Raw genomic sequence first — 24,104 nt, 5'->3', positions numbered from 1 at the left:
TGCCGTTGCGGGCGCGCGCGGGAATACCCGTCGGTCGCGGGGACCGCGAGCGGCCGTTCCCGCCGTCGACCGCCCCGAACGCGGGCGGCTCACTCCCCGACGAACTCCGCCGGCGGCGAGAGGTCCCGCCGGCCCCCGAAGGTGACGAGGAAGAGGACGCCGACGCCAATCCCGTACGCCAGCATCAGCGGGATCGTCGCGAGGAACATGGTGATCACGTCCGCGGGGGTGAACACGGCCGCGGCGAGCAGGATCCCGATCGTCACCTCGCGCCAGCGGTTGCGGAACACGCGGTACGGGACGCCCGCGTTGTTCAACAGGACCATCGCGATGGGGATGTCCGCGAGGAAGCCGATCCCGATCGTCGTGTAGATGACGAGCCAGAGGAAGTCGCTCACCTGATAGGTGATGATCATGTCCGCGAGGCGCGCGTCGGTGACGAGCCACCCGATGAGGCCGGGGGCGATGTACGCGTAGCCGAGCGCGAAGCCGCCGATCATGCCGGCTCCGAGCGCGCCCGTCCACAGGTACACCTGATAGAGCCGTCCGGCGACGAAGCCGCGCTCGCGGAGCGCGGGCCACGCGTAGTAGAGGGCGACGGGGAACGCGGCGAAGATCCCGAGCATCACGGAGAACTTCACCATGAAGATCAGCGCCTCGACCGGGTGGAGCGTGATGATGTTGATCCCGCCCTCGACCTCCGCGGGCACGCGCCGCTCGAGGTCGCCGCGGACGGTGCCGAGTCCGCCGAGGTACAGCCACGTGAACGCGGCCGCCATCACGGCCCCGAAGACGGCGACGATCCGGAACGACCGCGAGCGCAGCGAGTCGAAGATGAACTTGAGGTCCTTGTAGTAGCCGCCGATGTCGTCTTCGGCCTCCTCCTCGTCGCCGTCGGTGAGTTCCGCGAGGAACGTCGACCCCGCCCGCGAGCCCCGGTTCTGGACGTTCTCGACGAGCCCGCCGTCGTCGGCGTCGCCCTCGTCGCCCGCGCCGTCGGCGTCACCGTCGCTCTCGTCGGTCGCCCCGTCGAAGCGGTCGAGGATCGCCTGCGCCTTCTCCGGGTCGTCGTCGTCCATCGCGGCCTGCGCCAGCGCGAGCGACTCCTCTTCCTCCATCTCGGCGAACGCGTCTGCGGGGGCCGCCCGCACGCCCGCCGCGTCGAGTTCGCTCACGTCGATGGCGGTCGGGTCGCCGTACTGGTAGCCCGCGCTCGTGGTGTCGAGGTCGGTGTACACCGCCCACAGCGTCGCGACGGCGACGAACGCGAGCGCCCACAGGGCGGCGTAGACGCCGAGCGCGGTCGTCGGGTCGACGCCGAGGCCGGCCCCCGGTTCGAGGAAGCGCCGGGTGCTGCCCGCGAGCCGGAGGAGGTCGTTGACCGCGGTCCGGCCGCCGTACTCGTAGAAGGCGTACACGAGCCCGCCACCGAGGACGACGGCGCCCCCGACGACGTTCCAGTGGTTCCGGACCGCGCCGAGCACGTCGATCCGGTCGGAGCTCCGCTTTGCCGTGACGACGAGCTTCGCGAGGTAGAGGCTGAAGCCGTACAGCGCGACCAGCGGGAACGCCCACAGCAGTTGGGTGAACGGGTCCGGCGGCGAGAAGACGGCCCCGAAGACGAAGATGGCGACGACCGCGTAGCGCCACTTGTCGCGGAACGTCTCGTACGGGACGATCTCGGCGTACGAGAGGCCGGTGATGATCATCGGCATCTGTCCGGCGAGGCCGAACGACAGCGAGAGGAAGACGATGAACTCCGTCCACATCACGATCCCGTACGTCGGCTGGATGTCGGCCTCGAGGCCGAACTCGGCGAGGAAGCCGAACATCAGCGGGAAGAAGGCGAAGACGCCGTAGGAGACGCCCGCCGCGAAGAGCCCGGCCGCGAGTAGTCCGAGGAGCGCGAGCTTCCAGCGCGCGACCGGGGACTGCGGCCACATGCCCCGACGACGCAGCTCGTCGCGGGTGACGTAGATCAGCGGCGGGACCGCGGTGATCGCGCCCACTATCAGCCCGATCTTCGCTTGGAGGAGGATCACCTCGAACGGCGTCGTCGCGATGATGTCCGACTCCGCGGCGACCGCCGCGCTCATGTTGGACTCGGTCACCTCCCGGAGCCGGTCCCAGACGTACGTTCGGAGCGCCCAGAACGTCGCGAGGAAGCCGATGAGGAAGACGACGAACACCTTCTGGAGGTCCTTCTGAACCGACCGAAGGAACGCCTTCGCCGTCTCGCGGCCCTCCGCGATCGACTGCTGGGTGTCTTCGTTGAGGGCGCTCGCCATACGGAGGGCGAGGGCCGTCGCCGTTATCAACCTTTTCGACCGCGGGCGATCGCGCGCGCCGCGCCCGCCGGTCGGTCCGGCGAGCGGGGCGGAGCGCCGCCGCGCGGCGGCGCTATCCGAAAAGGTTGATAACCGCCCGGTCGCGTACAGCAACTGAATGGACGACTCGGACCGGTCGCGCGACGACGACTCGGTAGCCGCCGACGGGTCGGCCGGCGAGGCCGACACCGACGGTGCCGTCGACGAAGGGTCCGAGACCGCCGCGTCAGACGACGGAGCCCCCGAGACCGGCGATTCCGAGGCCGACGGGGACGCGTCCGACGACCCGGCCGCGCCCGATTCCGCTCCCGACGACGGTCCCGAGCCGGACGACGCCGCGGCCGAACCGGACGCCGCGCGCGCCGCCGCCGAGGAAAGCGACGCGACCGACGCCGACACCCCGGGAAGCGACGAGGCGGCCGCCGCCGCCGGCGCAGACGACGCCACGGCCGCGTCGCTGAGATACGACACCGAGACCGCCGGCGACGGCGGCACGCCGACGACGGCCGCGGAGACGCCGACCGCCGACGCCGCGACGGCGGTCGACGACGAGCCGTTCGAGGGCATCGAGGGGCCGGAGACGGACGAGGAGATGCCGCTCGCCGCACACATCGAGGAGATGATGCGCCGGCTGGCGGTCGTCTTCCTCATCGGCGGGCTGGCGACGCTCGTCGTCGTCACCGAGTCGACGGAGCTCATCAACTACTTCTGGAGCTACCACATCCCCGCGCCGCTGGAGAACCGTCCGCGGCTGTACGGGCCCCTCGAACTGCCGCTCACCCGGCTGAAGGTCGCCGGGCTCGCGGGCGTCGTGGTCGGGCTCCCGGCGTTCGTCTACGAGACGTATCGGTTCATGCGCCCGGGCCTCTACCAGACCGAGCGTCGGTACTACCTCGCGGCGGTGCCGACCAGCCTGATCCTCGGCGGGATCGGCATCGCGTTCGCGCACTTCCTCGTGTTGCCCGCCATCTTCTCGTATTTCACCACCTACACCTCCGACGCCGCGACCATCGCCTTCGGGCTCGCGGAGACGTTCAACCTGATCGTCATCATGCTGTCGTTCATGGCGATCGTCTTCCAGATCCCGTTGTTCATCATGCTCGCGATCATGATGAACCTCGTCACGCGGCAGTGGCTGGAGGCGAAGCGGCTGATCTTCTGGGGGTCGTTCCTCGGGATCGCCTTCCTGTTCAGCCCCGACCCGACGGGGATGGCCCCGATCATCGTGACGCTCACGATGATCGCCCTCTTCGAGGGGACGCTCGCGATACTGCGCTGGACCGGCAACTAGGCGCTCCTCCGCGTTCGAACGTTCTCTCCGTCGCCATGAGATATGTTATGTGTTATCATATGTCGTCAATATTTTATATTCTTCTGAACGGTTTCTAACGGCATGATGATCAGAAGAAATGTAACGCCGTATCTGTTTGATCGGGAGTTTGGCCGTTTACACGAGAAAATGCGTAGGCGAGGCGAGAAAATATTTCGATAGTGGTATTCGAATTCGCCTCCTCGGTCGGATTCACCCTCGCGGTACTTGCCGCCGTCCTCTTGGCCGTCCAAAACCTCCTGATTCGGGTGGCCACCGACGGCGGTGATGTCGGTGACGCCGTCGTCGTTATGATGGGTGTCAACTTCCTGCTCGTCGTTCCGGTGGCCGTCGTCCGCCACCATCCGGCGTACGGCCTGTCGCCGGTCGCCGTCGCGGCGTTCGCCGCGGCGGGGGTCACCGGCCTCGTCCTCGGGCGCCTCTGTCTGTTCGCCGGGATCGAGACGATCGGCGCGAGCCGAACGACGCCGATACTCTCGGCCTCGACGCTGGTCGCCGCCGTCTTGGCCGTGCTGCTTTTCAGCGAATCGCTCACGCCGCCTCACGTCGTCGGGATCGCGCTCATCGTCGCGGGGATCGCCGTTATCTCGTGGGTGACCGCTGCCGACTCCCGGTCGACCGCCTCGCCGCGGAGCGTCGGCGTGTCGCTGCTGTTCCCGGTCGCCGCCGCGGGGTTCACCGGTATCGAACCGATCCTCGTCCGGATCGGGCTCGACGCTGGAACGCCGATCCTCGCCGGGCTCGCGGTCATGATGACCACGGCGTTCGCCGGTTACACGGGATACCGTCGCCTTCGCGGCATCCCTTTTCCCACGCTCATCAGGAACCCGCACGCGCGGTGGTATGTCGGTGCGGGGGTAGCGAGCACGGTCGGACTGCTCGCGTACTTCGGCGCCCTCGCGTCCGCCCCGGTGGTGATCGTGGTCCCGATCACGCACACCGCACCGCTGATCGTTATCGCCCTGTCGGCCCTATTCCTCCCTAACCACCTCGAGCGAGTCACGTGGCCGCTGGTTGTAGCCGCGTTCGTCGTGGTAGTGGGTGCGTCGCTCGTCACGCTCTCCGGGTAAGCGTCCGTGCCGAGTTTCGGGCGTCCACGATCGCGCCGCGACCGATCTCTTGGTCGCGATCGGGGCCCGGCCGACCGCCGTTTTCGTCTCACTCCCCGCCGAGCAGTTCGACGAGCAGCGCGTTCTGCGCGTGCATCCGGTTCTCCGCCTGGTCCCAGACCAAGGCCCGGTCGGACTCGAGCACGTCGTCCGTGACCTCCTCGCCGCGGTGCGCAGGCAGGCAGTGCATCACCTTCGCGTCGGTGCCGGCGAGCAGGTCGGCGTTCACCTGGAACCCGTCGAAGGCGGCGAGCTTCTCGTCGCGCTCGTCCTCCTGCCCCATCGAGATCCACACGTCGGTGTAGACGACGTCGGCGCCGTCGACGGCGGTCTCCGGGTCCGTCGTCGGTGCCACGTCCGCGCCGAACTCGGCGGCGCGATCGAACACGTCGGGGTCCATCCCGTAGTCGGCGGGCGTGGCGACCTCGACGTCGACGCCGGCCATCGCCGCGCCGACGACGAACGACTGCCCGACGTTGTTGCCGTCGCCGACCCACGCGACCGTGGCCTCCTCGCCGACCGTCTCCCGAATCGTGAGGAGGTCGGCGAGCGTCTGGCAGGGGTGCGCCTCGTCGGTGAGCCCGTTGATCACGGGGCAGTCGGCGTACTCGGCGAGGACCTCCACGTCCGCGTGGTCGAAGAGCCGGGCCATCACGCCGTCGACGTACCGGCCGAGGACCCGCGCCGTGTCCTTCAGCGGCTCGCCGTGCCCCAGTTGGATGTCGTCGGGGCCGAGGAACATCGCGTGGCCGCCCAGCCGCGTCATCCCCGTCTCGAAGGAGACCCGGGTGCGCGTCGAGGGCTTCTCGAAGATCATCCCGAGCGTCGCGTCCCCGAGTCGGGGCTCCGCCTCGCCCGCCTTCATGACGGCGGCGCGGTCGAGTAAGGCGTCCAGTTCGGCGGGCGTCACGTCGTCGATGTCGAGGAAGTCGTTGGTGGCGAGTGGCATCGTGAGAGTGGTGGTGTGGTGTCGTTCGAAAACGGTCGGTCTCGGGGGAGTGCGGCGGGTCAGAGTCGCTCGCGGCAGACGTCGGTCAGCACGCGCACCGCGCGGTCGAGGTCCGGGAGCGGGAGCCGCTCGTCGGGGGCGTGGTCGAGGTCGGAGTTCCCCGGCCCGTAGGTGACCATCGGGCAGTCCCACGCGGCCGCGAAGAGGTTCATGTCGCTCGTGCCGGTCTTCCGGAGCAGGCGCACGTCGCCGCCCGCGCTCCGGATCGCGACGCGGAACGCCCGCGCGAGGTCGGTCCGCGGACTCTCCATCACGGGCGGCATCGGCTCGCCCCAGTGGACCGTGCCCGTCGACAGCTCCGCCTCCGCGAGCTCGTGGATCTCGTCGACCGGTCGCGACGGCGGGATCCGCAGCTGGACGTCCATCGTCGTCTCCACGGCGAGGCCGTCGTCGCTCAGGCCGCCGTCGACCGAGATGGGCTTGGTCGTCACCTGGTCGAAGACGGCGGTCTCCGCGTCGTCCGGCGTGAACGCCGCCTCGACGCCGTGCCACCAGTCGATCGCGTGCTGGATCGCGTTCGGCTCCGGCCGCGAGGAGTGCCCCGACTCGCTGGTGTTCACGTACGTCCCCTCCAGCAGGCCGCGGTAGCCGAGGGTGATCCCCTGCCAGCCCGACGGCTCGCCGTTGACCACCGCGTCGGGCGCGTCGCGGTCGCCGATGAGGTGGCGCGCGCCGCCGGAGTCGACCTCCTCGCGGACGACGCCCGCGAAGGAGACGCCGGTCTTCACCGCCGCGACCGCCATCGAGACGAGCGGCCCGGTCGCGTCGACCGCCCCGCGGCCCCACAGCACGGGGTCACCGGGCTCGCCGACGCGGGCGTCCGATGGCTCCGGCAGCTCGCCCTCGGGCGGCGCGGGCCGCACCTCGACCGGGATGTCGCCGGGGACGGTGTCGACGTGCGAGGTGAGCAGGACGGCGTCGTTCGCCGGGGCGCGGACGTTCCCGACTTCGTCGATCCACGCCTCTCGGCCGTTCGCCTCAAAGAAGTCGACGAGGCGCTCGGCCGCCCGCTCCTCGTCGCGCGACGGCGAGGGGATCGAGACCATGTCGTACAGCAGCTTCCGGGCGGGCGTGTCGCAGGCCGCGGGGTAGCCGCCCCCGGCGACGACGTCGGTGCCGCCGGCCGCGGCGTCGGACGCCTCGACTCCCTCCCGATCCCGCTCCTGTCCGGTCGCCATCAGCCGACCACCTCGGCTATCGCGTCGACGACGGCGTCGGCGTGCTCGCGTTCGATCGTCAGCGGCGGCAGCAGGCGCAGCACGGTCCGCCCCGCCGGCAGCGCGAGGATCCGGTGGTCGATGGCGAGGTCGCGCAGCAGCCGGTTCGACCCGCGGCGCACCTCGATCCCGACCATCAGCCCGTCGCCGCGCACGTCGCGCACGTCGTCGCCGAGGCGGTCGCGGAGCTCGCCGCGGAGGTAGCTCCCGATCTCCTCGGCGTGCGCGGGCAGGTCCTCGCGCTCGATCACGTCGAGCGTGGCCCCCGCCGCGGCCGACACCACGGGCCCGCCGGAGAACGTCGAGCCGTGGTCGCCGCCGTCCTCGGCGATCCAGTCGCGACACAGCGTCGCGCCGATCGGGAGCCCGCTGCCGAGCCCCTTCGCGGTCGTGAGGACGTCCGGGACCACGTGATGGCGGTCGGCGGCCCACAGCTCTCCGGTGCGACCGAGCCCGGTCTGGATCTCGTCTAAGATCATCGCCGCGCCGGACGTGGCGGTCGCGACGCGGACCGCCTGGAGGTACTCGGTCGAGACGGGGTTGATCCCGCCCTCGCCCTGGAGGGGCTCTAAGATCACCGCGGCGGTGTCCTCGTCGACGGCCTCGCGCATCGCCTCGGCGTCGCCGTACTCGACGAACTCCACGCCGCCCGCGAGCGGGCCGAACCCCTGCTTATACTTGTCCTTCCACGTCGTCGCGAGCGTCCCCATCGTCCGACCGTGGAACCCCTGCGTGGTCGCGACGATCTTCTCGCGACCGGTCGCGTGCCGGGCGAACTTCAGCGCGGCCTCGTTCGCCTCGGTCCCGGAGTTACAGAGCCAGACGTTGTCGACGTCGACCGGCGCGGTGTCGGCCAACCGCTCGTACAGCGCCGTCCGCGCCGCGTGCGGGTACGACGCCTGGACGTACATGAGCTCCTCCAGCTGGCTCGTCGCCGCGTCGACGACCTCCGGGTGACAGTGGCCGACCGGCGTACAGGCGTAGCTGGCCCCGAAGTCGAGGTACTCCGTGCCGTTCGTGTCCGTGAGGTACACCCCGTCGCCCGAGGCGATCTCGATCGGCTTCTCGGAGAAGACGAAGCCGCTCACACGGTCTCACCTCCTTCGGCCTCGGCGTCCGCACCGTCGCCGTCCGCCTCTTTAGCGCCGCCGTCCGCCGCTCCGTCGCCCCCGAGCGCCGACCGTTCGATCGTCGTTCCCTCGCCGCCGAGCGCGGCGACGACCGGGTCGCGGACGTTGGCGTCCGCGATCACGGCGCGGTCGGATCCGCCCGACAACGCCTCTCTCGCGGCCATCACCTTCTTCCCCATGAACCCCTCGGCGGCGTCCTCGACGGCCGCCAGCTCGTCTGGCGTCGCGGCCGCGTCGATCCGCGTCTCGGGGTCGTCCGGGTCGGCGTACACGCCCGAGACGTCGGTCAGCAGGACGAGGTCGGCGTCGAGCGCGCCCGCGACCGCCGCGGCCGCGCGGTCGGCGTCGGCGTTGACCGCCGTCACCTCGCCGTCGCCCTCGTCGCCCGCCATCGGCGGCGAGACGACCGGCGTGTAGCCGTCGGCGAGGAGCCCGGCGAGGAGGTCGGCGTTCACCGACTCGATCCGCCCGGAGTGGTCGCCGCGCCGGATCTTCCGTTTCCCGTCCTCAACGACGCGGACCGCCGACTTGCGCGGCCCGGCGAGGAGGCCGCCGTCGACCCCGGAGAGGCCGACCGCGTCCACCCCGGCCGAGCGGAACCGGGCCGTCAGTTCGGTGTTGAGCTTGCCGGCCATCGCCATCGAGAACGCCTCCATCGTCTCCGCGTCGGTGAACCGCCCGGTGACGCCCGAGGCGGACTCGACGTACTCTGGCTCGATGCCGAGCCGTCCGAGCGTCTCGTCGACGACCGTCGAGCCGCCGTGGACGACGACGACGGCGCGCCCGTTGGCCGCGAGGTGCGCGACGTCGCCGACCGCGCCGGCCGGGTCGACCGCCTTCGCGCCGCCGACCTTGACGACCACCGGCGGCTCGGTCCCCGACTCGGAATCGTTCCCCGTCATGGCGCACCCACCGGGTGGAGCCCGTCGAACTCGAGACCCGCCGTCTCGGGCAGTCCGAGGGCGACGTTCGCCGCGTGGACCGCCTGCCCGGCGGAGCCTTTCATCATGTTGTCGATGGCCGAGAAGACGACGACCCGGCGGTTGCCGGGGTCGAGCTCGAAGCCGACCTCGCCGTGGTTCGTCCCCGCGACCGCCTTCGGCTCGGGGTAGCGGTAGACGCCGCCCCCGCCCGAGACGATCCGCTGAAACGGCTCGTCGGCGTAGGCGTCGCGGTACGCGCCCCACAGGTCCCCCTTCGATATCGGCTCGTCGGGGAAGACGTGACAGGTCGCGCTCGCGCCGCGGACCATGTCGACCGCGTGGACGGTGAAGGAGACGGAGAGCCCGAGGTACGCCTCGATCTCCGCCTCGTGGCGGTGACCGGTCGGCGCGTACGGGCGCACGACGCCAGAGCGCTCCGGGTGCGAGGAGGCCGCGCCGCCGCCCGCCCCGCCCTCCGAGGAGCCGACCTTCACGTCGACGACGACCTCGCCGGTCTCGGGACCGAGCGCGCCGGCGTCCACGAGGGGTTTCAGCCCGAGGATCGTCGCGGTCGCGTTACAGCCGCCGCCCGCGATCAGGTCGGCGCCGGGGAGGTTCTCGCGGTTGAGTTCGGGGAGCGCGTACTCCGCGCGCTCCAGGTACTCCGGCGACTCGTGGCCGTCGTACCACTCGTCGTACGCCGCGGCCTCGGGGAGCCGGAAGTCCGCCGAGAGGTCGACGACCGTGTCGGCGGCCTCGGCGAACTCGTCGATGCGCCCCATCGAGACCCCGTGCGGCGTCGCCGCGAACAGCACGTCGACCGATTCGAGGTCCTCGGGGTCCGAGAAGCGCAGGTCGAGCCCGCGCAGGTTCGGGTGCGAGCGCCCGACGGTCATGTTGTCGGCCGACCGCGAGGTCGCCTGGACGACCTCGAAGTTCGGGTGGCCGGCGAGGAGCCGCAGCAGCTCGCCGCCGGTGAACCCGGTGCCGCCGACGACGCTCGCGGTGTAGGCGTCCGCGGTCGCCGCGTCGGCCTCGGCGGTCACGCGTCGGCCCCCACGACGGCTCCGTCGGCCAGTTCGACCGCCTTCGCCTCCAGCCAGTCGACGACCCGCGCGGGGACGTCGACGTCGGTGGCCGCGTCGAGCGCCTTGAACTCGACCGTGTGGTTCACCTCGTGGACGGTGTACTCGCCGGAGCCGCCGGTCTCGGCGGTGTCCGCCTCGACTCCCACCTCCATCAGGTCGACGCCGAGCATGCCGCCGCCGACCGCCTCGGAGGCGCGTTCGACGAGTTCGGTCGCCCGCTCGTCGAGGTCGAACGGCTCCGTCTCGCCGCCCTTCGCGGCGTTCGTGAGCCAGTGCTCCGAGGAGCGCGTCATCGCCGCGACCGGGTCGCCGTCGACCGCCAGCACGCGGACGTCGCGGCCGGGCTTGTCGACGAACTCCTGCACGTAGAACACCTTGTGCTCGTAGTGGCCGAGCGTCTCCTTGTGTTCCAAGATCGCTTCGGCGGCGTTCCGCGAGTCGATCTTCGCCATCAGCCGCCCCCACGAGCCGACGACGGGCTTGAGCACGCACGGGTAGCCGAACGACTCGATAGCCTCCAAAGCGGCCTCCTTCGTGAACGCGACCTCCGTCGCCGGGGTCGGCACGTCCGCCTCGGCGAGCGCGAGCGAGTTCTTCGCCTTGTCGGCGCAGACGTCGCCGGTCTCCGGGCCGTTCACGACGGGAACGCCGTAGCTGTCGAGGAACCGCGTCGCGTACAGCGACCGGCTCGTCGACAGGCAGCGGTCGACGACGACGTCAAGGTCGTCGACGGCGGCGGTCGTCGAGTCCAGGCCGAACCGCTCCTTGCGCACGTCGATCTTCTCGACGTCGTGGCCGCGCTCGCGGAGCTCGCCGAGCAGGAGCTTCTCGTCCTTCCGGATCCGCGAGTAGAGGACCCCTACGCGCACGTCGATTCCCCTCCGTTCGGGTCGGTGATCACGCGCATGTCGACCACTCGCGTGTCGCGGCCGTGGCGGTCGTCGCCATCTACTCGCCCCAGTCCTCCTCGAGCTCGGGCGCTTCGTCCAAGACGACCGGGTCGAGCGAGATGACCTCCAGTTCGGTCCCCGTGACCGGACTGTCGATGATCTCGCCGACCTCGACGTCGGCCGGGATCTCGATCTCCTCGCCCGTGATCGGGTCCTCCGCGGTCAGCGTGTCGGTGTCGCTCGTCATCGTACTCCATGCTGGGCGGCCCGAACACATAAAGGTTCCGAACTTACCAAAAAAATTACACTAACTAAAGCACCGGCTATCGGTGCGAAAGCGGTCGAAAGCGCCCGGACGAACCGGACTGTCAGATTTCGGTCACTTGTCCGCCTCCTCGCGGAGACGAGGTCGCGACCGGCGGTCGCGGGTCGACCCCCGGCCGCGGCGGTCGTCGCAGCCGGTCGGGCTGCGGCGGTCGGTTCGGTCGCGACGGCCGGTTCGGCGTCCGACCGCGACGCCCGCCGCGGTCGGTCCGACGGTCACTCATACGTCGCCACCTCCGCGTCGAGCGCCTCGGCCGCCGCCGTCAGGGCCCCGCGGCGCTCGTCGAGCGCCGTCGCGTCCGCGTCGATCCCGGCCGTCGCCGCCGTCAGATCCTCCGCGACCGCCGCCGGCGCGGGGCCGCCCGCGGAGTCGCGGCTCGCGACGCTCGCGGCCGGATCGAGGACGCGTTCCACCTCGTCGCGCGACACGCGTTCGAAGAGGGACTCGCCGAGCACGGCGCGTGCGGCCTCGTCAACTTTTGCGGCGGCGGTCGCGGGGTCGTCGCCGTCCTCGACCGCGGGCGCGGCGCTCGCGACGATCTCGTGGGCCGTCCGGAACGGGAGCCCCGCCATCGCGAGCAGGTCGGCGACCCCGGTGGCCGTCGAGAACCCCTCGCCCGCGGCGGCCGCGAGCGCGTCCTCGTCCCACTCGGTGGTCGCGACCGCACCCGCGGCGACCTCGGTCGCCTCCCGCACGTCGCCCGCGATCTCGAACACGCTCGCGTGGGCGCGCTGGAGGTCGCGGTTGTACGCCCGCGGCAGCCCCTTGAGGAGGCTCAGCGTGCCGGTCGCCTCGCCGATCGCGTCGCCCGCGACGCCGCGGGTCAGCTCCAGCGTGTCGGGGTTCTTCTTCTGGGGCATGATCGAGGAGGTGGAGGCGTACGCGTCCGCCAGCTCGACGACTCCTTTGTTCGAGAATACGATCAGGTCCTCCGCGAGCCCCGACAGCGTCGTCGCGAGGGTCGCGAGCGCGCTCGCCGACTCCGCGAGGAAGTCGCGCGCCGAGGCGGCGTCCATCGAGTTGCGGACCGTCCCGTCGAACCCGAGCAGCTCGGCGGTCCGGTCGCGGTCGACGTCGAACGGCGTCCCCGCGAACGCGGCCGCGCCGAGCGGCGACCGGTTGACGCGGTCGTACGCGCCGAGGAGCCGCTCCGCGTCGCGGGCGAGGCCGCCCTCGTACGACAGCAGGTAGTGCGCGACCGTCGTCGGCTGGGCGGGCTGGAGGTGGGTGTACCCCGGCATCACCGTCTCCGCGTGCTCGCCCGCGACGTCGACGAGGACCTCGCGGGCGGCGACGGTCGCCTCGGCGGCGTCCAGCAGGTCCCCGCGCAGGCGATACCGGATACAGGTCGCCACCTCGTCGTTGCGCGAGCGGGCGGTGTGCATCCGGCCGCCGTCCGGGCCGACCCGGTCGATGACCGCGGTCTCGATCGCCTCGTGGACGTCCTCGCCGTCCGGGAGCGCGCCGTGACCCGCGTCCTCCACCCCGTCGAGCGCGGCGAGGATATCGCCCGCGACCTCGCTATCGACGATCCCCTGCTCCGCGAGCATCACCGTGTGCGCGCGGTCGACCGCGAGGTCCGCCTCGAAGATGGCGGCGTCCGCGGCGAGGCTCGACAGGAACTCGCGGGCGGGGCCGCCGGTGAAGCGGTCGCGGCGGATGGCGGTGTCGCCTCCGCCGGCGTCGCGGCTCGTCGCGCCGTCGTCAGCCTCGCCGGAGTCGGCGTCCGCCGCCGCGTCGGGATCGTCGTCGGCCATCTACTCGTGGTCGGCGTCGGACGCGTCCGTCTCGCCCGCCCCGTCCGTCGCGAGCTCGGGCTTCGAGACGCTCGCTTTCACGTCGTTGGCGAGGCGCTCTTGGAGCCCGTGGTACTTCGCGACGCCCGTCGCGTCCGACTGCGCGATGCCGGCGACGTCCTCGGTGTTGAACGAGGCCATCTCCTCCGAGTACACCGCGTACTCGGAGTCGCGGGCGACGACGCGGCAGTCGCCGCCGGAGACCTTCACCGTGGCCGTGCCGGTCACCACGTCCTGCGTCTCGTCGACGAAGGCGTTCAGCGCGTCGACGACGGGCGCGAACACGAGTCCCTCGTACGCCTTCTCGGACCACTCCTGTTCGATCCCCTTCTTGAACGAGCGCTCGTTCTTCGTGAGGACGAGGTCTTCGAGCGCCTGATGGGCGGTCAGCAGGACGGTCGCGGCCGGATGCTCGTAGTTCTCGCGGACCTTCAGCCCGAGCATGCGGTCCTCCATCACGTCGGTGCGGCCGACGCCGTAGCCGCCGGCGTACTCATTGAGGTGCTGGATGAGCGGGACCGGGTCCATCGCCTCGCCGTCGACGGCGACGGGGACGCCCGCCTCGAAGGTCACCTCGATGGTGGTCTCGCCCTCCGGCTCGGCGGTCCACTCGTAGATGTCCTCCGGCGGCTCGTAGTCCGGGTTCTCCAGCTTCCCGCCCTCGACCGCGCGCGACCAGATGTTCTCGTCGATGGACCAGACGCCGCCGTCGCCGGCCTCGACGGGCAGGTCCTTCTCGGCGGCGTAGTCGATCTCCCACTCGCGGGTGAGGCCGAGCTCGCGCACGGGGGCGATCACTTCGAGGTCGGAGCCGCGCCAGACGGCCTCGAAGCGGAGCTGGTCGTTCCCCTTGCCCGTACAGCCGTGGGCGATGGCGTCGCAGCCCTGCTCCTCGGCGACGCCGAGGATCGCCTCGGCGATGACCGGGCGCGCGAGGGCGGTCCCGAGCGGGTAGCCCTGGTAGCTGGCGTTCGCCTTCACCGCGTCGAAACAGAGGTCCGCGAACTCGGCTTTCGCGTCGACGACGTGGATGTCGAGCCCCAGCGCCTCGGCGGTCTCCTCGGCCTCGTCGAACTCCTCCGTCGGCTGGCCGACGTCGACGTTCACGCCGATGACCTCGTCGTAGCCGTACTCCTCTTTCAGCAGCGGTACGCAGACCGTGGTGTCGAGTCCTCCGCTGAACGCGAGTGCAACGCTCGTCATTACCAGAGTACACCCGGTCTACGCCCTTAAATTCAGTGGTTTCAGTTTTGTAAGAAAATGGCGGCGCGGCGGCTCACGGAGACGAGAGTCGAGACTCTTCGGAACGAAACGGCGCGAACGCGACGAGGGATGAAGATTACTGGCCCGAACGGGCCTGTCGTCGCGCCGCGCCGGAAGCCGGTCGCGGCGGTCGGACGTCTCGTCGCGGTCGCAGGGCTCGTCGGCCTCGGACGAGGTCGCGGCGAGCCGCTGCGGTCATCACCCGTACGTACCGATCTGCGGTATAAAACTGTTCCGCACCGGTCGGCGCGCGCAAGGTTTGCCGGCCGGCCCGGTCGACGCGGGTCGCCCGGCTTACAGCGCTTCGCGGTACGCTTCGAGCGTCTTCTCGACGTCCGCCTCCGTGTGCGCGTAGGAGGCGAACTGACACTCGTACTGGTTCGCCGTGAGGAACACGCCGCGGTCTTTCATCTCCTGCCAGAACACGCGTTCCCAGCGGTCGGTCGCGGCCGCGGCCACGTCGGCCCCCGTCTTCGGACACGAGTCGTACCGGGCGCAGTCCGGGTCCTGCCGACAGCCGCCCGCACAGCAGGCGTCGATGTCGTCGGGTGCCTCGCGGGTGAACACCGTCTTGAACATCGAGTCGGTGCCGACGACGGTGTACTCCGGCGCGCGCTCGGCGCAGATCTCGGCGATCCCCTCCCGGAGCTGCCGGCCGAGGCGGTTGACGTGCTCGTACACGTCGTTCTCGGCGGCGTACTCCAGCCCGGCCTTGCCGGCGGCCATCGTCACCGGATGCCCGGAGAAGGTGCCGGACTGGAACACCTCGCCCGCCGGCGTGAACCCCTCGATTATCTCGGCCTTCCCGCCGATCGCGCCGACCGGGAACCCGCCGCCGACGATCTTCCCGAACGTCGTCACGTCGGGCGTGACGCCGAACTTCGACTGCGCGCAGCCGAGGCCGCCCACCCGGAACCCGGTGATAACCTCGTCGAAGATCAGCAGCGAGCCGTAGTCGTCACAGAGGTCCCGCAGGGTCTCGTGGTAGCCGTCGACGGGCATCACGATCCCCATGTTGGCGAGGATCGGCTCGACGAGCACGGCCGCGATGTCGTCGCCGTGCTCCGCGAACACCTCCTTCGCCGCCTGCGGGTCGTTGAACGGGATCGGGAGGGTGTGCTCGGCGAACGCCTCGGGTATCCCCGCCGTCGACGGGTGCGCGTCCCCGGGCGACCCCTCGACGAGCGTCGACTCCTGTGCGCCGTGGTAGCCGCCCTGCATCACGACGATCTTGTCGCGGTCGGTGTGGCCGCGGGCCAGCCGCACCGCCGAGACGGTCGCCTCCGTGCCGGAGTTGACGAACCGGATCGACTCCACGCTCGGGACGTGCCGCGCCACGAACTCGGCGTGTTCGACCTCGATCTCCGTCGGCGCGCCGTACATCGGCCCCTCCGCGACGTGCGACTGAACCGCGGCCTCGACGGGGTCCGGGAGGTCGTGGCCGTACAGCAGCGGGCCGTATCCCATCACCCAGTCGACGTACCGGTTCCCGTCGGCGTCGATCACGTGCCCGCCGTCGCCGCGCTCGATGAAGAACGGATGCGGCATCGTCGCCCGGACCGAGGAGTTGACGCCGCCCGGCATGACCGACAGCGCGCGGTCGTACAGCCCGCGCGAGCGCTCGTGGTTCATACAGAACGGTTGGGCCGGCGGGCTGAAAGTAGTTGCCGAACCGCCGTCATGCCCGCCCGAGAAAAGTCCGCTCGTCGATTCGCGTGCGGTGCCGACCCGCCGGCGGCGTCGCTACACCGCCTCCGGACCGGTCGCGCCCGTGCGGACCTGAAGCGCGTCCTCGACCGGCAGGACGAACACTTTGCCGTCGCCGGGTTCGCCGGTCTCGGCCGCGTCCGCGATGGCCTCCGCGACCTCGTCGGCCGGGATGTCGGCGACGACCACGTCGACTTTGACCTTCTGGTGGAGGTCGACGGTGAACTCCTCGCCGCGCCACTGGCCCTTCTTCGCGGGCTGGCTGCCGCGGCCGGAGACGTTCGTCACGGTGAGCGAGGGCGCGTTGATCTCCGCGAGCGCCTGCTTGATGGCTCCGAGCTTGTCGGGCCGGACGACCGCCGTGACCATCTTGATCTCCGCGCCGTCCTCCTCGCCGCCGTCGGCGCGCGGCGAGCCCTCGTTCGCGTCCGTCCCCGCCACGCGACCGCCGTCGGTGGTGACGGAGGGCTTGCCGAACTCGGGGTACGTCTCGACGCCGTGTTCGCTGACGTCGAGCCCGTCGCGCTCGTGTTCGGGGGTGACGCGGGCCTGACCGGCGGCCTTGAACGCCCCGAAGACGAGCGCCGTCGCGACCACGGTCCACGCCGCGATGACGACCACGCCGATCACCTGCGAGACGAGCAGGTCGACGGAGAAGCCGTTGATGCTGACGAACGGCAGCGCGAGGACGCCGATGACCCCGGCCGAGCCGTGGACCGGGAACACCGCGCAGACGTCGTCGATCTTCATCGTGTCGGCGACGAACTCGAAGACGATCGGGAGCTGGAGGCCGCAGACCAGCCCGACCGCGATAGCGCCCCACCACGTCGCGAGGTTCGCGATGCCGGTCACGCCGACCAGCCCGGCGAGCAGCCCGTTCGCGACGTACAGCGTGTCGACCTTCTTCGAGAGCGCCACCGACGCCAGCGCCGCGCCGACGCCGCCCGCGGCCATGCCCAGCGTCGTGGTGAGCGAGACGCGACCGACCGCGGCGTAGCCGCCGAGCGCGAGTTCGCCGGACTCCGTGACCGAGAAGACGGTCGCGGTCGTGCCGACGTTGAAGCCGTACCAGCCGAACGCCAGGATCAGCGTGCCGAGCACCGCGAACGTCATCGAGTGACCGGGGATGACGTTCGAGGAGCCGTCCTCGGCGTAGCGGTCCATCCGCGGACCGAGCACGTACGCGGCCGTGAGCCCCGCGATGCCGCCCATGCCGTGGACGATCATCCCGCCAGCGAAGTCGGTGAACCCGAGCCCTGCGCCGCCGAGGAAGCCGCCGCCCCAGGTGATCCCCGCGACGACCGGGTAGATGACCGCGGAGATGGCCATCGTGTACGCCACGTACGCGCGGAGCTTCGCCCGTCCGGCGACCGCGCCGGAGACGATCGTCGCCGCCGTCATCGCGAAGACGGCACCGAACAGCCAGCTGTTGACCCAGCCGCCGTCACCGAGCGCGGACGCCGCCGAGAAGCCCCCGCCGGCGGAGAGCCCCTCGACGCCGAAGCCGATCAGGAAGTAAAACAGCACGCCGACGCTCCACGTCAGCAGGTTCTTGGTGAGCTGGTTCGCCACGTTCTTCGCGCGTACCTGGCCCGCTTCCAGCATCGCGAAGCCGGCGTGCATGAAGAAGATGAGGAAGCAGACCACCGCGACCCACATCAGGTTAATCCCCTCGGCGAGGACGCTCGGATCGATCGAGGCGAGAACGCCACCCGTCACAGCTCTCCCACCTCTACTGAACGCCCGTCCGATTCAAACCGCATTTCGACCGTGTTCATGTGTTGAATCACGTTTCCATTTCCGGGAACGACTATACATAAACGTTCGAGTTGAGTTTCAGAAGAAATCTGCTTGATAATACGGTGGTCGTCCGATATAAGGACGTGGCTATGGAATATAAGGTCGTTTCATCGAGTATTTCGCGGCAATCGTTGCGCTCGAAGCCGACAACTGTTGTGTAAACTATCTATTCATTCGGCCGCGATCCGCCGCTCTCGTCCGTTCAGCGGCGGTGCGCGGCCGGTTCTGGCGAGTATTGCCAGCCCGCCGTCTCGCGGCTCGTCGTCGGACGGTTCGTCCCCCGCGAATTCCGGACGCTAAAGGCCTCTCGACGAAAATTGACGTTCGTCAACCCGATCCACGACGCGTCGACGGGTTCGATCGGTCGGTCGCGGGCCGCCCCGGCTACCGATCGATCGCTCCCGAGAGAACCCGCTTATTCGGGCTTCAGACCCTCGTTCTGGACGCGCATCACGGCCTCGCCGTCGGCGAGGTTCGGGGCGTCGACGAGGCGGACGATCCGCTTGTCGCCCTTCGACTTCCGGAGGTACATCCGGAACGTGGAGGCGTGTCCGAGGATGTTGCCGCCGATCGCCTGCGTCGGGTCACCGAAGTACGAGTCGGGGTTCGACGCGACCTGATTGGTGACGAGGATAGCGGTGTTGAACAGGTCGCCGATCCGCATCAGGTCGTGGAGGTGTTTGTTGAGCTTCTGCTGGCGGTCGGCGAGTTCGCCCCGACCGACGTACTCGGCGCGGAAGTGCGCCGTGAGCGAGTCGACGCAGACGATCCGGATCGGCCACTCCGTCTCCTCGTGTTCGCCGGCCAGCTCCTTCGCCTTCTCGGCGAGCAGGATCTGGTGGTTGGAGTTGAACGCCTTCGCGACGTGGATCTGGTCGAGGAACGCCTCGACGAGTTCCTCCATCGCCTCCTTGTCGCTCGGCGTCCCCTCAATCTCGCGGCGCTCCATCTCGTCCGCGAGGATCTCGTCGTCGAGCCCGCGGACCATGTCGTCGATCCGCTCCGGGCGGAACGTGTCCTCGGAGTCGACGAAGATACAGCCGCCGTCGAGGCCGCCGTTCTCCGGTTCAAGCTGGACGTTGACCGCCATCTGGTGGGTGACCTGCGACTTCCCGGACCCGAACTCGCCGTACACCTCCGTGATCGACTGCGTCTCGATGCCGCCGCCGAGCAAGTCGTCGACCTCGTCGATCTGCCAGGAGAGCTTCCCGATCTCCTCGCGGCGTTCGAGCACGGTCGCGCCGGTCTCGAAGCCGCCGACGTCGGCGGCGTCGCGGGCGGCGTTGATGATGTCCGCTGCAGACGACTCCCCGATGTCGGCGGTGTTCGACATCTCGCCGGGGCTCGCGACCGCGATCGACTGGTAGCTCTCGAATCCGTTGTCCACGAGTTTGTCCGCGGTCGCCGGGCCGACGCCGGGGAGGTCCTCGAGTTCGTCTTCAGGCATGTACACGACGTTTCGTCGGCATCCAGTATAAAGACTGGTTTACACCCGAGTGAAAGTGAAATCCGCGACGCACCGCCGCGCGGTCGTGGCTCGTGACCGCTCAAAAGCGTTCGGCGGATCGACCCGCCCAGCCGCGCGGTGAAACTGGTCGGCGTACCCGAGTCGGTGCGGTCGTCGGTGCCTCAGAAGCCGACGCGGCGGACGTACTCCAGCTCGCGGATCTCCACGAGCAGGTCGCCCGACAGCTCGGCGTCGGTGATCACGTACAGCTTCGGGTCGTCGGTGAACTCGGGGTCCTCGCTCAACACCTGGCGGATCGAGACGTCGCGGTCGGCCAAGATCTCCGTCACTTCGGCGACGATTCCGGCCTCGTCGGCGGCCGCGACCTCGATGGTGAGCACCGCGAGGTCCAAGACCGGCGCGAGGTCCATCAGGCTCGGGATCGACGAGATGTTGGTGAAGATGCGCTTCAGCTCCGGGTCGGCGAGGATCGCGTCGGTCGTGGAGTCCACGACGCGCCGGTCGACGTCGAGTTCGCGCGCGATGCCGGTGTACGGGATCTCGATCCCGCCGGAGACGACGCGCCCCTCCTCGTTGACGGAGAAGCCGCGCTCCAAGAACAGCCGGATCACTGCCTGCTGGCTGGGTGACCCCTCGAACTTCTCGAGGATCTCGTCGAACATGCTCTCATCGATGATCGCCGCGGGGGTTAAAAACCGGGGTGCTGCGTCGGGGTCAGTCCGCCACCGCGGCGTCAGTTCGCCACCGCGGCGTACACGCCGCCGAGAACGGTACCGTAGACCACGTGGCCGACGAGGCTCTCGACGCCGATGTTCGGCAGCGGCGGCGCGCCCGCGAACCCGACGGCGCTCAGCCAGACCGGCATCGCGATCACCGCGAGCGCGATCCAGACGAGCAGGCCGTAGCCCGCACCGACGCCCAGACTCGATCCGATCGAATCGCCGAGTCCCGGCCGCAGGTTCGCGACGCCGGCGAACACGACCCCGATGACCGCGCCGTGAGACATGTGGATCACCCAACCGACGGCCCCGGCGGGACCGCCGACGCCGTACATCGCCGGAATCGCCATCTCGAGGACGCCCGGCGTCAGCACCGACATCATCGCGCCGAAGACGAGCGCTCCGCCGAGTCCGCCGGCGACGCCGGCCTTCCAGTTACCGGTTTCAATCGATACGCCAGTTGTCGTCGCGGTTTCAGTTGCCATGCGTACATCTCACACGCTCAACAACCGGTAATAAATGCCGGTAGCGTGCGTCGCGGGCGCACTCCCCCAGAACATATATGAACGCTGAAACTAATTTCGCCGGCCGACACCGCCGCACGCGCCGGATAACCACTTCCGCCCCGCCACCCGACTCCTTTTGCCCGGTGACGCCGAACTCCACCCCGTGTCAGAGTCGCCGCACCTGCGGTTCTTCCCGTACGAGGAGCCCTACCCGAACCAGCGCGAGGCGATGGACAGGGTCGCCAACGCGTTAGACCGGGGGCAGGACGTGCTGTTCGAGGGCGCGCCGGGGACGGGGAAGACCCTCTCCGCGCTCGTGCCCGCCCTCGAACACGCCCGCGAGCACGACCGCACGGTCGTCATCACGACCAACGTCCACCAGCAGATGCGGCAGTTCGTCGAAGACGCTCGCGCGATAACCCGCGAGGAGCCGATCCGCGCGGTCGTCTTCAAGGGGAAGTCGTCGATGTGCCACATCGACGTCGACTATCAGGAGTGTCAGACCCTCCGCGACACCACCCGCGAGATGGTCGAGACGGAGAGCGAGGTCCGCGAGCTTGAGTCGCGCCAGCGCGAGCTGCTGGCCGAGAGCCGCGAGGGCGACGCGAGCGCCGCGGAGGCCCGCGAGGCGGTCATGGACGAACTCGACGAGCTGGAGGCGGAGATAGACGAGTACGAGACCGCCAACGTCTGCGAACACTACCGCAACAACCTCACCCGCGACACCGACGACTTCTTCGCGTGGCTCTTCGAGGACGTCCGGACCCCGGAGGACGTGTACGAGTACGCCGACGAGCGCGCGCTGTGCGGCTACGAGCTGCTGAAGGAGGGGATGGAGGGCGTCGACCTGGTCGTCTGTAACTACCACCACCTGCTCGACCCGAACATCCGCGAGCAGTTCTTCCGGTGGATCGACCGCGACCCGAGCGAGATAATCACCGTCTTCGACGAGGCGCACAACGTCGAGGACGCCGCCCGCGACCACGCCACCCGGACGCTGACCGAGAACACGCTCGACGCCGCCTTGGACGAACTGGCCGACAGCGACGACTCGCGCGCGGAGCCCGCCGAGAACGTCCTCGGCGCCTTCCGCGACGCTCTCGTCGAGACGTACGACGACGCGCTCGGCTTCGGCGGTGCGGAGTCCGTGACGGAGAACTGGGAGGACGTCTCGATCGCCAACGACGACCGCCGCGACGACCTCACGCTGGCGTTCCTCCGCAGCTACGAGGGGAACGGGATCGACGCGGAGACCGAACTCGCCGTCCAGCTCGGGCAGGCGATAGACGAGGAGTACGAGCGCCGCTACCGCGACGGCGAGGCGACCACCCGGTCGGAATCACAGACGCTCGCGGCCGCCCGGTTCGTCTCGACGTGGATGGACGAGGGCGCGGAGTTCGGCCAGTACCCGGTGGTCTCCGTCCGGCGCGACGCGGGGACCGACGAGGTGTACGGCCGGGCGGAGCTGTACACCTGTATCCCCCGGAGCGTCACGAGCGAGCTGTTCGACGAGGTGGCCGCCTCGGTCCTGATGAGCGCGACGCTGCGCCCGTTCGACGTGACCGAGGACGTGTTGGGGCTCGAAGATGTCGCCTCGATGGCCTACGGGATGGGCTACCCCGAGTCGAACCGCCGGACGTTCGCCGCCGACGTCCCGCCGTTGTTCGCCTCGGACCGTAACGACCCGGAGACCCAAGAGGCGGTGGCGTCGCTGCTCCGCGACGCGATCCGGTTCACGCCCGGCAACACGCTCGCCTTCTTCCCGTCGTACGCGGAGGCCGAGCGCTACCACGACCGGCTCGCGGGAGCGAGCGGGGGAAGCGTCGGCGGCGACGCGGGAGCGGCCGCTGACATCGGTCCGATCCACCTCGACGGCCCGGGAAAAGACGAGGAGCGGCTCCGGAGCGAGTTCGTCGACAGCGACGGCGCGGCGCTGTTCACGTCGCTGTGGGGCACGCTCGGCGAGGGCGTGAGCTTCGACGGCGACGACGCCCGGACGGTCGTCGTCGTGGGCGTCCCGTACCCGCACCTCTCGGACCGCACCGAGGCGGTTCAGGACGCCTACGACCGCGCGTTCGCCGACCGCGACCGCGCCCGCGACCCGGGGTGGACGTACGCGGTCGAGATCCCGACGATCCGCAAGACCCGACAGGCGCTCGGTCGCGTGATCCGCGGCCCCGACGACTACGGCGTCCGGATCCTCGCCGACCGGCGCTACACGACCGCCGACATGGGGAAGTACTCGGTCCGGTCCGCGTTCCCGCCGGAAGAGCGCGAGGAGCTGCTTGACGTCGACCCCGCGAAGCTGAAGTTCGCGACCCTGAACTTCTATCAGGACCACGACGCGTACGACGGGCCCCCGCCGTCGCCGTGACGCGGGCGGGATTCCGCCGCTCTCGGTCGCTCACCCCGGCATCGACGCGAGCAGGATCGAGATCAGGATCAGGACTCCGGCGAGCAGCGTCGTGACCACCGCGTGGATCAGCGTCATCGCGGCGACGGCCCGGCGCGACCGCTCGTAGCTCCACCAGAACATCGTTCCGTCGACGAGGAGCGCCGCGAGGAGGATGAGCCCCGCGGGGAGTTCGAGCGCGTTCCCGACGACGCTGATCACCGCGGGCAGCGGGCCGATGTAGAGGGCGCGCCGCGGGTCGACGTCGCCGAGGACGTTCCGGGCCGCGATGTGGGCGGTCACGGAGAGGAACAGCGCCAACAGGACGGTCGTCCCGAGCACGGAGACCGGCGTCACCGTCTGTAAGAGCATGGCGGGCCTACGGGCCGAGGGGTAAAAGTGACCGCGGAACGCGCCGAATCCCGACCGGGACGCCCGGCCGCCGCCGCGTCACTCCAGCAGTCCGAGCCCGTCCAGTTCCTCGACGATCACGTCGACGGCGGCCGCCGCGTCCTCGGGGCTGGTCCCGCCGGTGACGACGACCTTGCCGCTGCCGAACAGGAGCGCGACGACGTCCGGCTCGTCGAGCCGGTAGACGAGCCCGGGGAACTGCTCCGGCTCGTACTCGATGTGTTCCAAGCCGAGCCCGATCGCGATGGCGTTCAGGTTCAGACTCTCGCCGAGGTCGGCCGACGTGACGATGTTCTGGACCGTGACCTCGGGGTCTTCGATCGGGATCTGGAGCGCGCGGAGCTCCTCGAACACGATGTCGAGGCTCTCGTAGACCGCGTCGATCGAGTTCGCGCCGGTACAGACGATCTTCCCGGAGCGGAAGATCAGCGCGGCCGACTTCGGGTCCGTGGTCCGGTAGACGAGTCCGGGGAACTGCTCGGGGTCGTAGTCGGCCCCCTCGAGGTCCATCGCGACGCTCTGGAGATCGAGCTCCTGTCCGATCCCCGTCGAGGCGACGACGTTCTCTACGGTGATCGTCTCCTTCGGGTCGGCCCTCATTACATACGTTCTCGCCCGAACGACATAAAAAGGTGGCTGGTCGGAACCGCCACGCTATTGCCCTCGCCGCTGTCTCTTATACACATCTCTGAGC

The 24,104-nt window shown here is 69.8% G+C and carries 21 protein-coding genes and 1 pseudogene (1 of these 22 only partly in view); 4 read left to right on the top strand and 18 right to left on the bottom strand.

What is annotated here, in order from left to right; all coding sequences use genetic code 11:
• Positions 1–89: 89 nt before the first annotated feature.
• Entirely contained in the window at positions 90–2,288 is a 2,199-nt protein-coding gene (gene tatC, locus C464_RS12385) for a twin-arginine translocase subunit TatC (RefSeq protein WP_006114055.1), read from the bottom strand.
• Between the two features lie 157 nt (positions 2,289–2,445).
• On the opposite strand from tatC, the gene C464_RS12380 reads away from it, so the two are divergent.
• Both C464_RS12380 and C464_RS12375 read left to right on the top strand, forming a co-directional pair.
• Positions 2,446–3,618 carry a twin-arginine translocase subunit TatC gene (locus C464_RS12380; protein ID WP_006114054.1) on the top strand — a complete coding sequence of 391 codons (1,173 nt, stop codon included), beginning with the start codon at positions 2,446–2,448 and terminating at the stop codon, positions 3,616–3,618.
• Between the two features lie 200 nt (positions 3,619–3,818).
• A complete protein-coding gene (locus tag C464_RS12375) occupies positions 3,819–4,727 on the top strand; it encodes an EamA family transporter (RefSeq protein WP_080510438.1) in 909 nt (302 codons plus the stop codon).
• 88 nt (positions 4,728–4,815) lie between these two features.
• Here C464_RS12375 and argF read toward each other — a convergent pair whose 3' ends face one another.
• The 15 genes from argF to C464_RS12305 form a co-directional block, all read right to left on the bottom strand.
• The gene (argF, locus tag C464_RS12370) at positions 4,816–5,715 is read right to left on the bottom strand and encodes an ornithine carbamoyltransferase (protein WP_006114052.1); all 900 of its coding nucleotides are present in this window, start codon (positions 5,713–5,715) and stop codon (positions 4,816–4,818) included.
• A gap of 59 nt (positions 5,716–5,774) precedes the next feature.
• Positions 5,775–6,953, bottom strand: a complete 1,179-nt coding sequence (locus C464_RS12365; RefSeq protein WP_006114050.1) for a [LysW]-lysine hydrolase — start codon at positions 6,951–6,953, stop codon at positions 5,775–5,777.
• A complete protein-coding gene (locus tag C464_RS12360) occupies positions 6,953–8,080 on the bottom strand; it encodes an aspartate aminotransferase family protein (protein ID WP_006114049.1) in 1,128 nt (375 codons plus the stop codon). Before C464_RS12360 ends, C464_RS12365 begins: the two co-directional genes overlap by 1 nt.
• Positions 8,077–9,024 carry an acetylglutamate/acetylaminoadipate kinase gene (locus tag C464_RS12355; protein WP_006114047.1) on the bottom strand — a complete coding sequence of 316 codons (948 nt, stop codon included), beginning with the start codon at positions 9,022–9,024 and terminating at the stop codon, positions 8,077–8,079. The genes C464_RS12360 and C464_RS12355 overlap by 4 nt, the downstream gene beginning before the upstream one ends.
• Complete coding sequence (gene argC, locus C464_RS12350) at positions 9,021–10,091, bottom strand: N-acetyl-gamma-glutamyl-phosphate reductase (RefSeq protein WP_006114046.1); 1,071 nt, start codon at positions 10,089–10,091, stop codon at positions 9,021–9,023. Before argC ends, C464_RS12355 begins: the two co-directional genes overlap by 4 nt.
• Positions 10,088–11,002: a lysine biosynthesis protein LysX gene (gene lysX / locus C464_RS12345; RefSeq protein WP_006114044.1), complete on the bottom strand. Its 915-nt coding sequence runs from the start codon at positions 11,000–11,002 to the stop codon at positions 10,088–10,090. Before lysX ends, argC begins: the two co-directional genes overlap by 4 nt.
• A gap of 79 nt (positions 11,003–11,081) precedes the next feature.
• Complete coding sequence (lysW, locus tag C464_RS12340; protein ID WP_006114043.1) at positions 11,082–11,270, bottom strand: lysine biosynthesis protein LysW; 189 nt, start codon at positions 11,268–11,270, stop codon at positions 11,082–11,084.
• Positions 11,271–11,402: 132 nt separating this feature from the next.
• Positions 11,403–11,567 (bottom strand): hypothetical protein, encoded by a 165-nt coding sequence (locus tag C464_RS18970; RefSeq protein ID WP_161781680.1) that lies wholly within the window; start codon positions 11,565–11,567, stop codon positions 11,403–11,405.
• Positions 11,564–13,105 carry an argininosuccinate lyase gene (gene argH / locus C464_RS12335; protein ID WP_006114041.1) on the bottom strand — a complete coding sequence of 514 codons (1,542 nt, stop codon included), beginning with the start codon at positions 13,103–13,105 and terminating at the stop codon, positions 11,564–11,566. The genes C464_RS18970 and argH overlap by 4 nt, the downstream gene beginning before the upstream one ends.
• Positions 13,106–14,347 carry an argininosuccinate synthase gene (locus tag C464_RS12330; protein ID WP_006114040.1) on the bottom strand — a complete coding sequence of 414 codons (1,242 nt, stop codon included), beginning with the start codon at positions 14,345–14,347 and terminating at the stop codon, positions 13,106–13,108.
• Positions 14,348–14,701: 354 nt separating this feature from the next.
• Positions 14,702–16,039: a glutamate-1-semialdehyde 2,1-aminomutase gene (hemL, locus tag C464_RS12325; protein WP_006114039.1), complete on the bottom strand. Its 1,338-nt coding sequence runs from the start codon at positions 16,037–16,039 to the stop codon at positions 14,702–14,704.
• 111 nt (positions 16,040–16,150) lie between these two features.
• Positions 16,151–17,833: an ammonium transporter gene (locus C464_RS12320; RefSeq protein WP_006114038.1), complete on the bottom strand. Its 1,683-nt coding sequence runs from the start codon at positions 17,831–17,833 to the stop codon at positions 16,151–16,153.
• Between the two features lie 496 nt (positions 17,834–18,329).
• The gene (gene radA / locus C464_RS12315; protein WP_006114037.1) at positions 18,330–19,361 is read right to left on the bottom strand and encodes a DNA repair and recombination protein RadA; all 1,032 of its coding nucleotides are present in this window, start codon (positions 19,359–19,361) and stop codon (positions 18,330–18,332) included.
• 182 nt (positions 19,362–19,543) lie between these two features.
• Complete coding sequence (locus tag C464_RS12310) at positions 19,544–20,044, bottom strand: hypothetical protein (RefSeq protein WP_006114036.1); 501 nt, start codon at positions 20,042–20,044, stop codon at positions 19,544–19,546.
• Positions 20,045–20,115: 71 nt separating this feature from the next.
• A complete protein-coding gene (locus tag C464_RS12305; protein ID WP_006114035.1) occupies positions 20,116–20,586 on the bottom strand; it encodes a hypothetical protein in 471 nt (156 codons plus the stop codon).
• Positions 20,587–20,770: 184 nt separating this feature from the next.
• On the opposite strand from C464_RS12305, the gene C464_RS12300 reads away from it, so the two are divergent.
• Complete coding sequence (locus C464_RS12300; RefSeq protein ID WP_006114034.1) at positions 20,771–22,981, top strand: ATP-dependent DNA helicase; 2,211 nt, start codon at positions 20,771–20,773, stop codon at positions 22,979–22,981.
• Positions 22,982–23,011: 30 nt separating this feature from the next.
• Here the strand turns inward: C464_RS12300 and C464_RS12295 are convergent, their stop codons facing one another.
• Together C464_RS12295 and C464_RS12290 are read right to left on the bottom strand one after the other, a co-directional pair.
• Positions 23,012–23,371 (bottom strand): DUF7473 family protein, encoded by a 360-nt coding sequence (locus C464_RS12295; RefSeq protein WP_006114033.1) that lies wholly within the window; start codon positions 23,369–23,371, stop codon positions 23,012–23,014.
• A gap of 78 nt (positions 23,372–23,449) precedes the next feature.
• Positions 23,450–24,010 (bottom strand): TATA-box-binding protein, encoded by a 561-nt coding sequence (locus tag C464_RS12290; RefSeq protein WP_006114032.1) that lies wholly within the window; start codon positions 24,008–24,010, stop codon positions 23,450–23,452.
• 57 nt (positions 24,011–24,067) lie between these two features.
• Here C464_RS12290 and C464_RS12285 point away from each other — a divergent pair.
• Positions 24,068–24,104: pseudogene (locus tag C464_RS12285) on the top strand (TIGR01177 family methyltransferase); it runs 1,088 nt beyond the window's last position.

This window comes from Halorubrum coriense DSM 10284 (assembly GCF_000337035.1).
GTDB lineage: Archaea > Halobacteriota > Halobacteria > Halobacteriales > Haloferacaceae > Halorubrum > Halorubrum coriense.
The sequence above is the reverse complement of the archived record's forward strand: the minus strand, read 5'-3'. Positions and strand labels throughout refer to the sequence as shown.

Excerpts from the sequence above, each read along its gene's own strand:
- tatC (WP_006114055.1), bottom strand. The coding sequence starts at position 2,288 with ATGGCGAGCGCCCTCAACGAAGACACCCAGCAGTCGATCGCGGAGGGC.
- C464_RS12380 (WP_006114054.1), top strand. The coding sequence starts at position 2,446 with ATGGACGACTCGGACCGGTCGCGCGACGACGACTCGGTAGCCGCCGAC.
- argF (WP_006114052.1), bottom strand. The coding sequence starts at position 5,715 with ATGCCACTCGCCACCAACGACTTCCTCGACATCGACGACGTGACGCCC.
- C464_RS12365 (WP_006114050.1), bottom strand. The coding sequence starts at position 6,953 with ATGGCGACCGGACAGGAGCGGGATCGGGAGGGAGTCGAGGCGTCCGAC.
- C464_RS12355 (WP_006114047.1), bottom strand. The coding sequence starts at position 9,024 with ATGACGGGGAACGATTCCGAGTCGGGGACCGAGCCGCCGGTGGTCGTC.
- lysW (WP_006114043.1), bottom strand. The coding sequence starts at position 11,270 with ATGACGAGCGACACCGACACGCTGACCGCGGAGGACCCGATCACGGGC.
- argH (WP_006114041.1), bottom strand. The coding sequence starts at position 13,105 with ATGGCCGACGACGATCCCGACGCGGCGGCGGACGCCGACTCCGGCGAG.
- C464_RS12330 (WP_006114040.1), bottom strand. The coding sequence starts at position 14,347 with ATGACGAGCGTTGCACTCGCGTTCAGCGGAGGACTCGACACCACGGTC.
- hemL (WP_006114039.1), bottom strand. The coding sequence starts at position 16,039 with ATGAACCACGAGCGCTCGCGCGGGCTGTACGACCGCGCGCTGTCGGTC.
- radA (WP_006114037.1), bottom strand. The coding sequence starts at position 19,361 with ATGCCTGAAGACGAACTCGAGGACCTCCCCGGCGTCGGCCCGGCGACC.
- C464_RS12310 (WP_006114036.1), bottom strand. The coding sequence starts at position 20,044 with ATGTTCGACGAGATCCTCGAGAAGTTCGAGGGGTCACCCAGCCAGCAG.
- C464_RS12305 (WP_006114035.1), bottom strand. The coding sequence starts at position 20,586 with ATGGCAACTGAAACCGCGACGACAACTGGCGTATCGATTGAAACCGGT.
- C464_RS12295 (WP_006114033.1), bottom strand. The coding sequence starts at position 23,371 with ATGCTCTTACAGACGGTGACGCCGGTCTCCGTGCTCGGGACGACCGTC.
- C464_RS12290 (WP_006114032.1), bottom strand. The coding sequence starts at position 24,010 with ATGAGGGCCGACCCGAAGGAGACGATCACCGTAGAGAACGTCGTCGCC.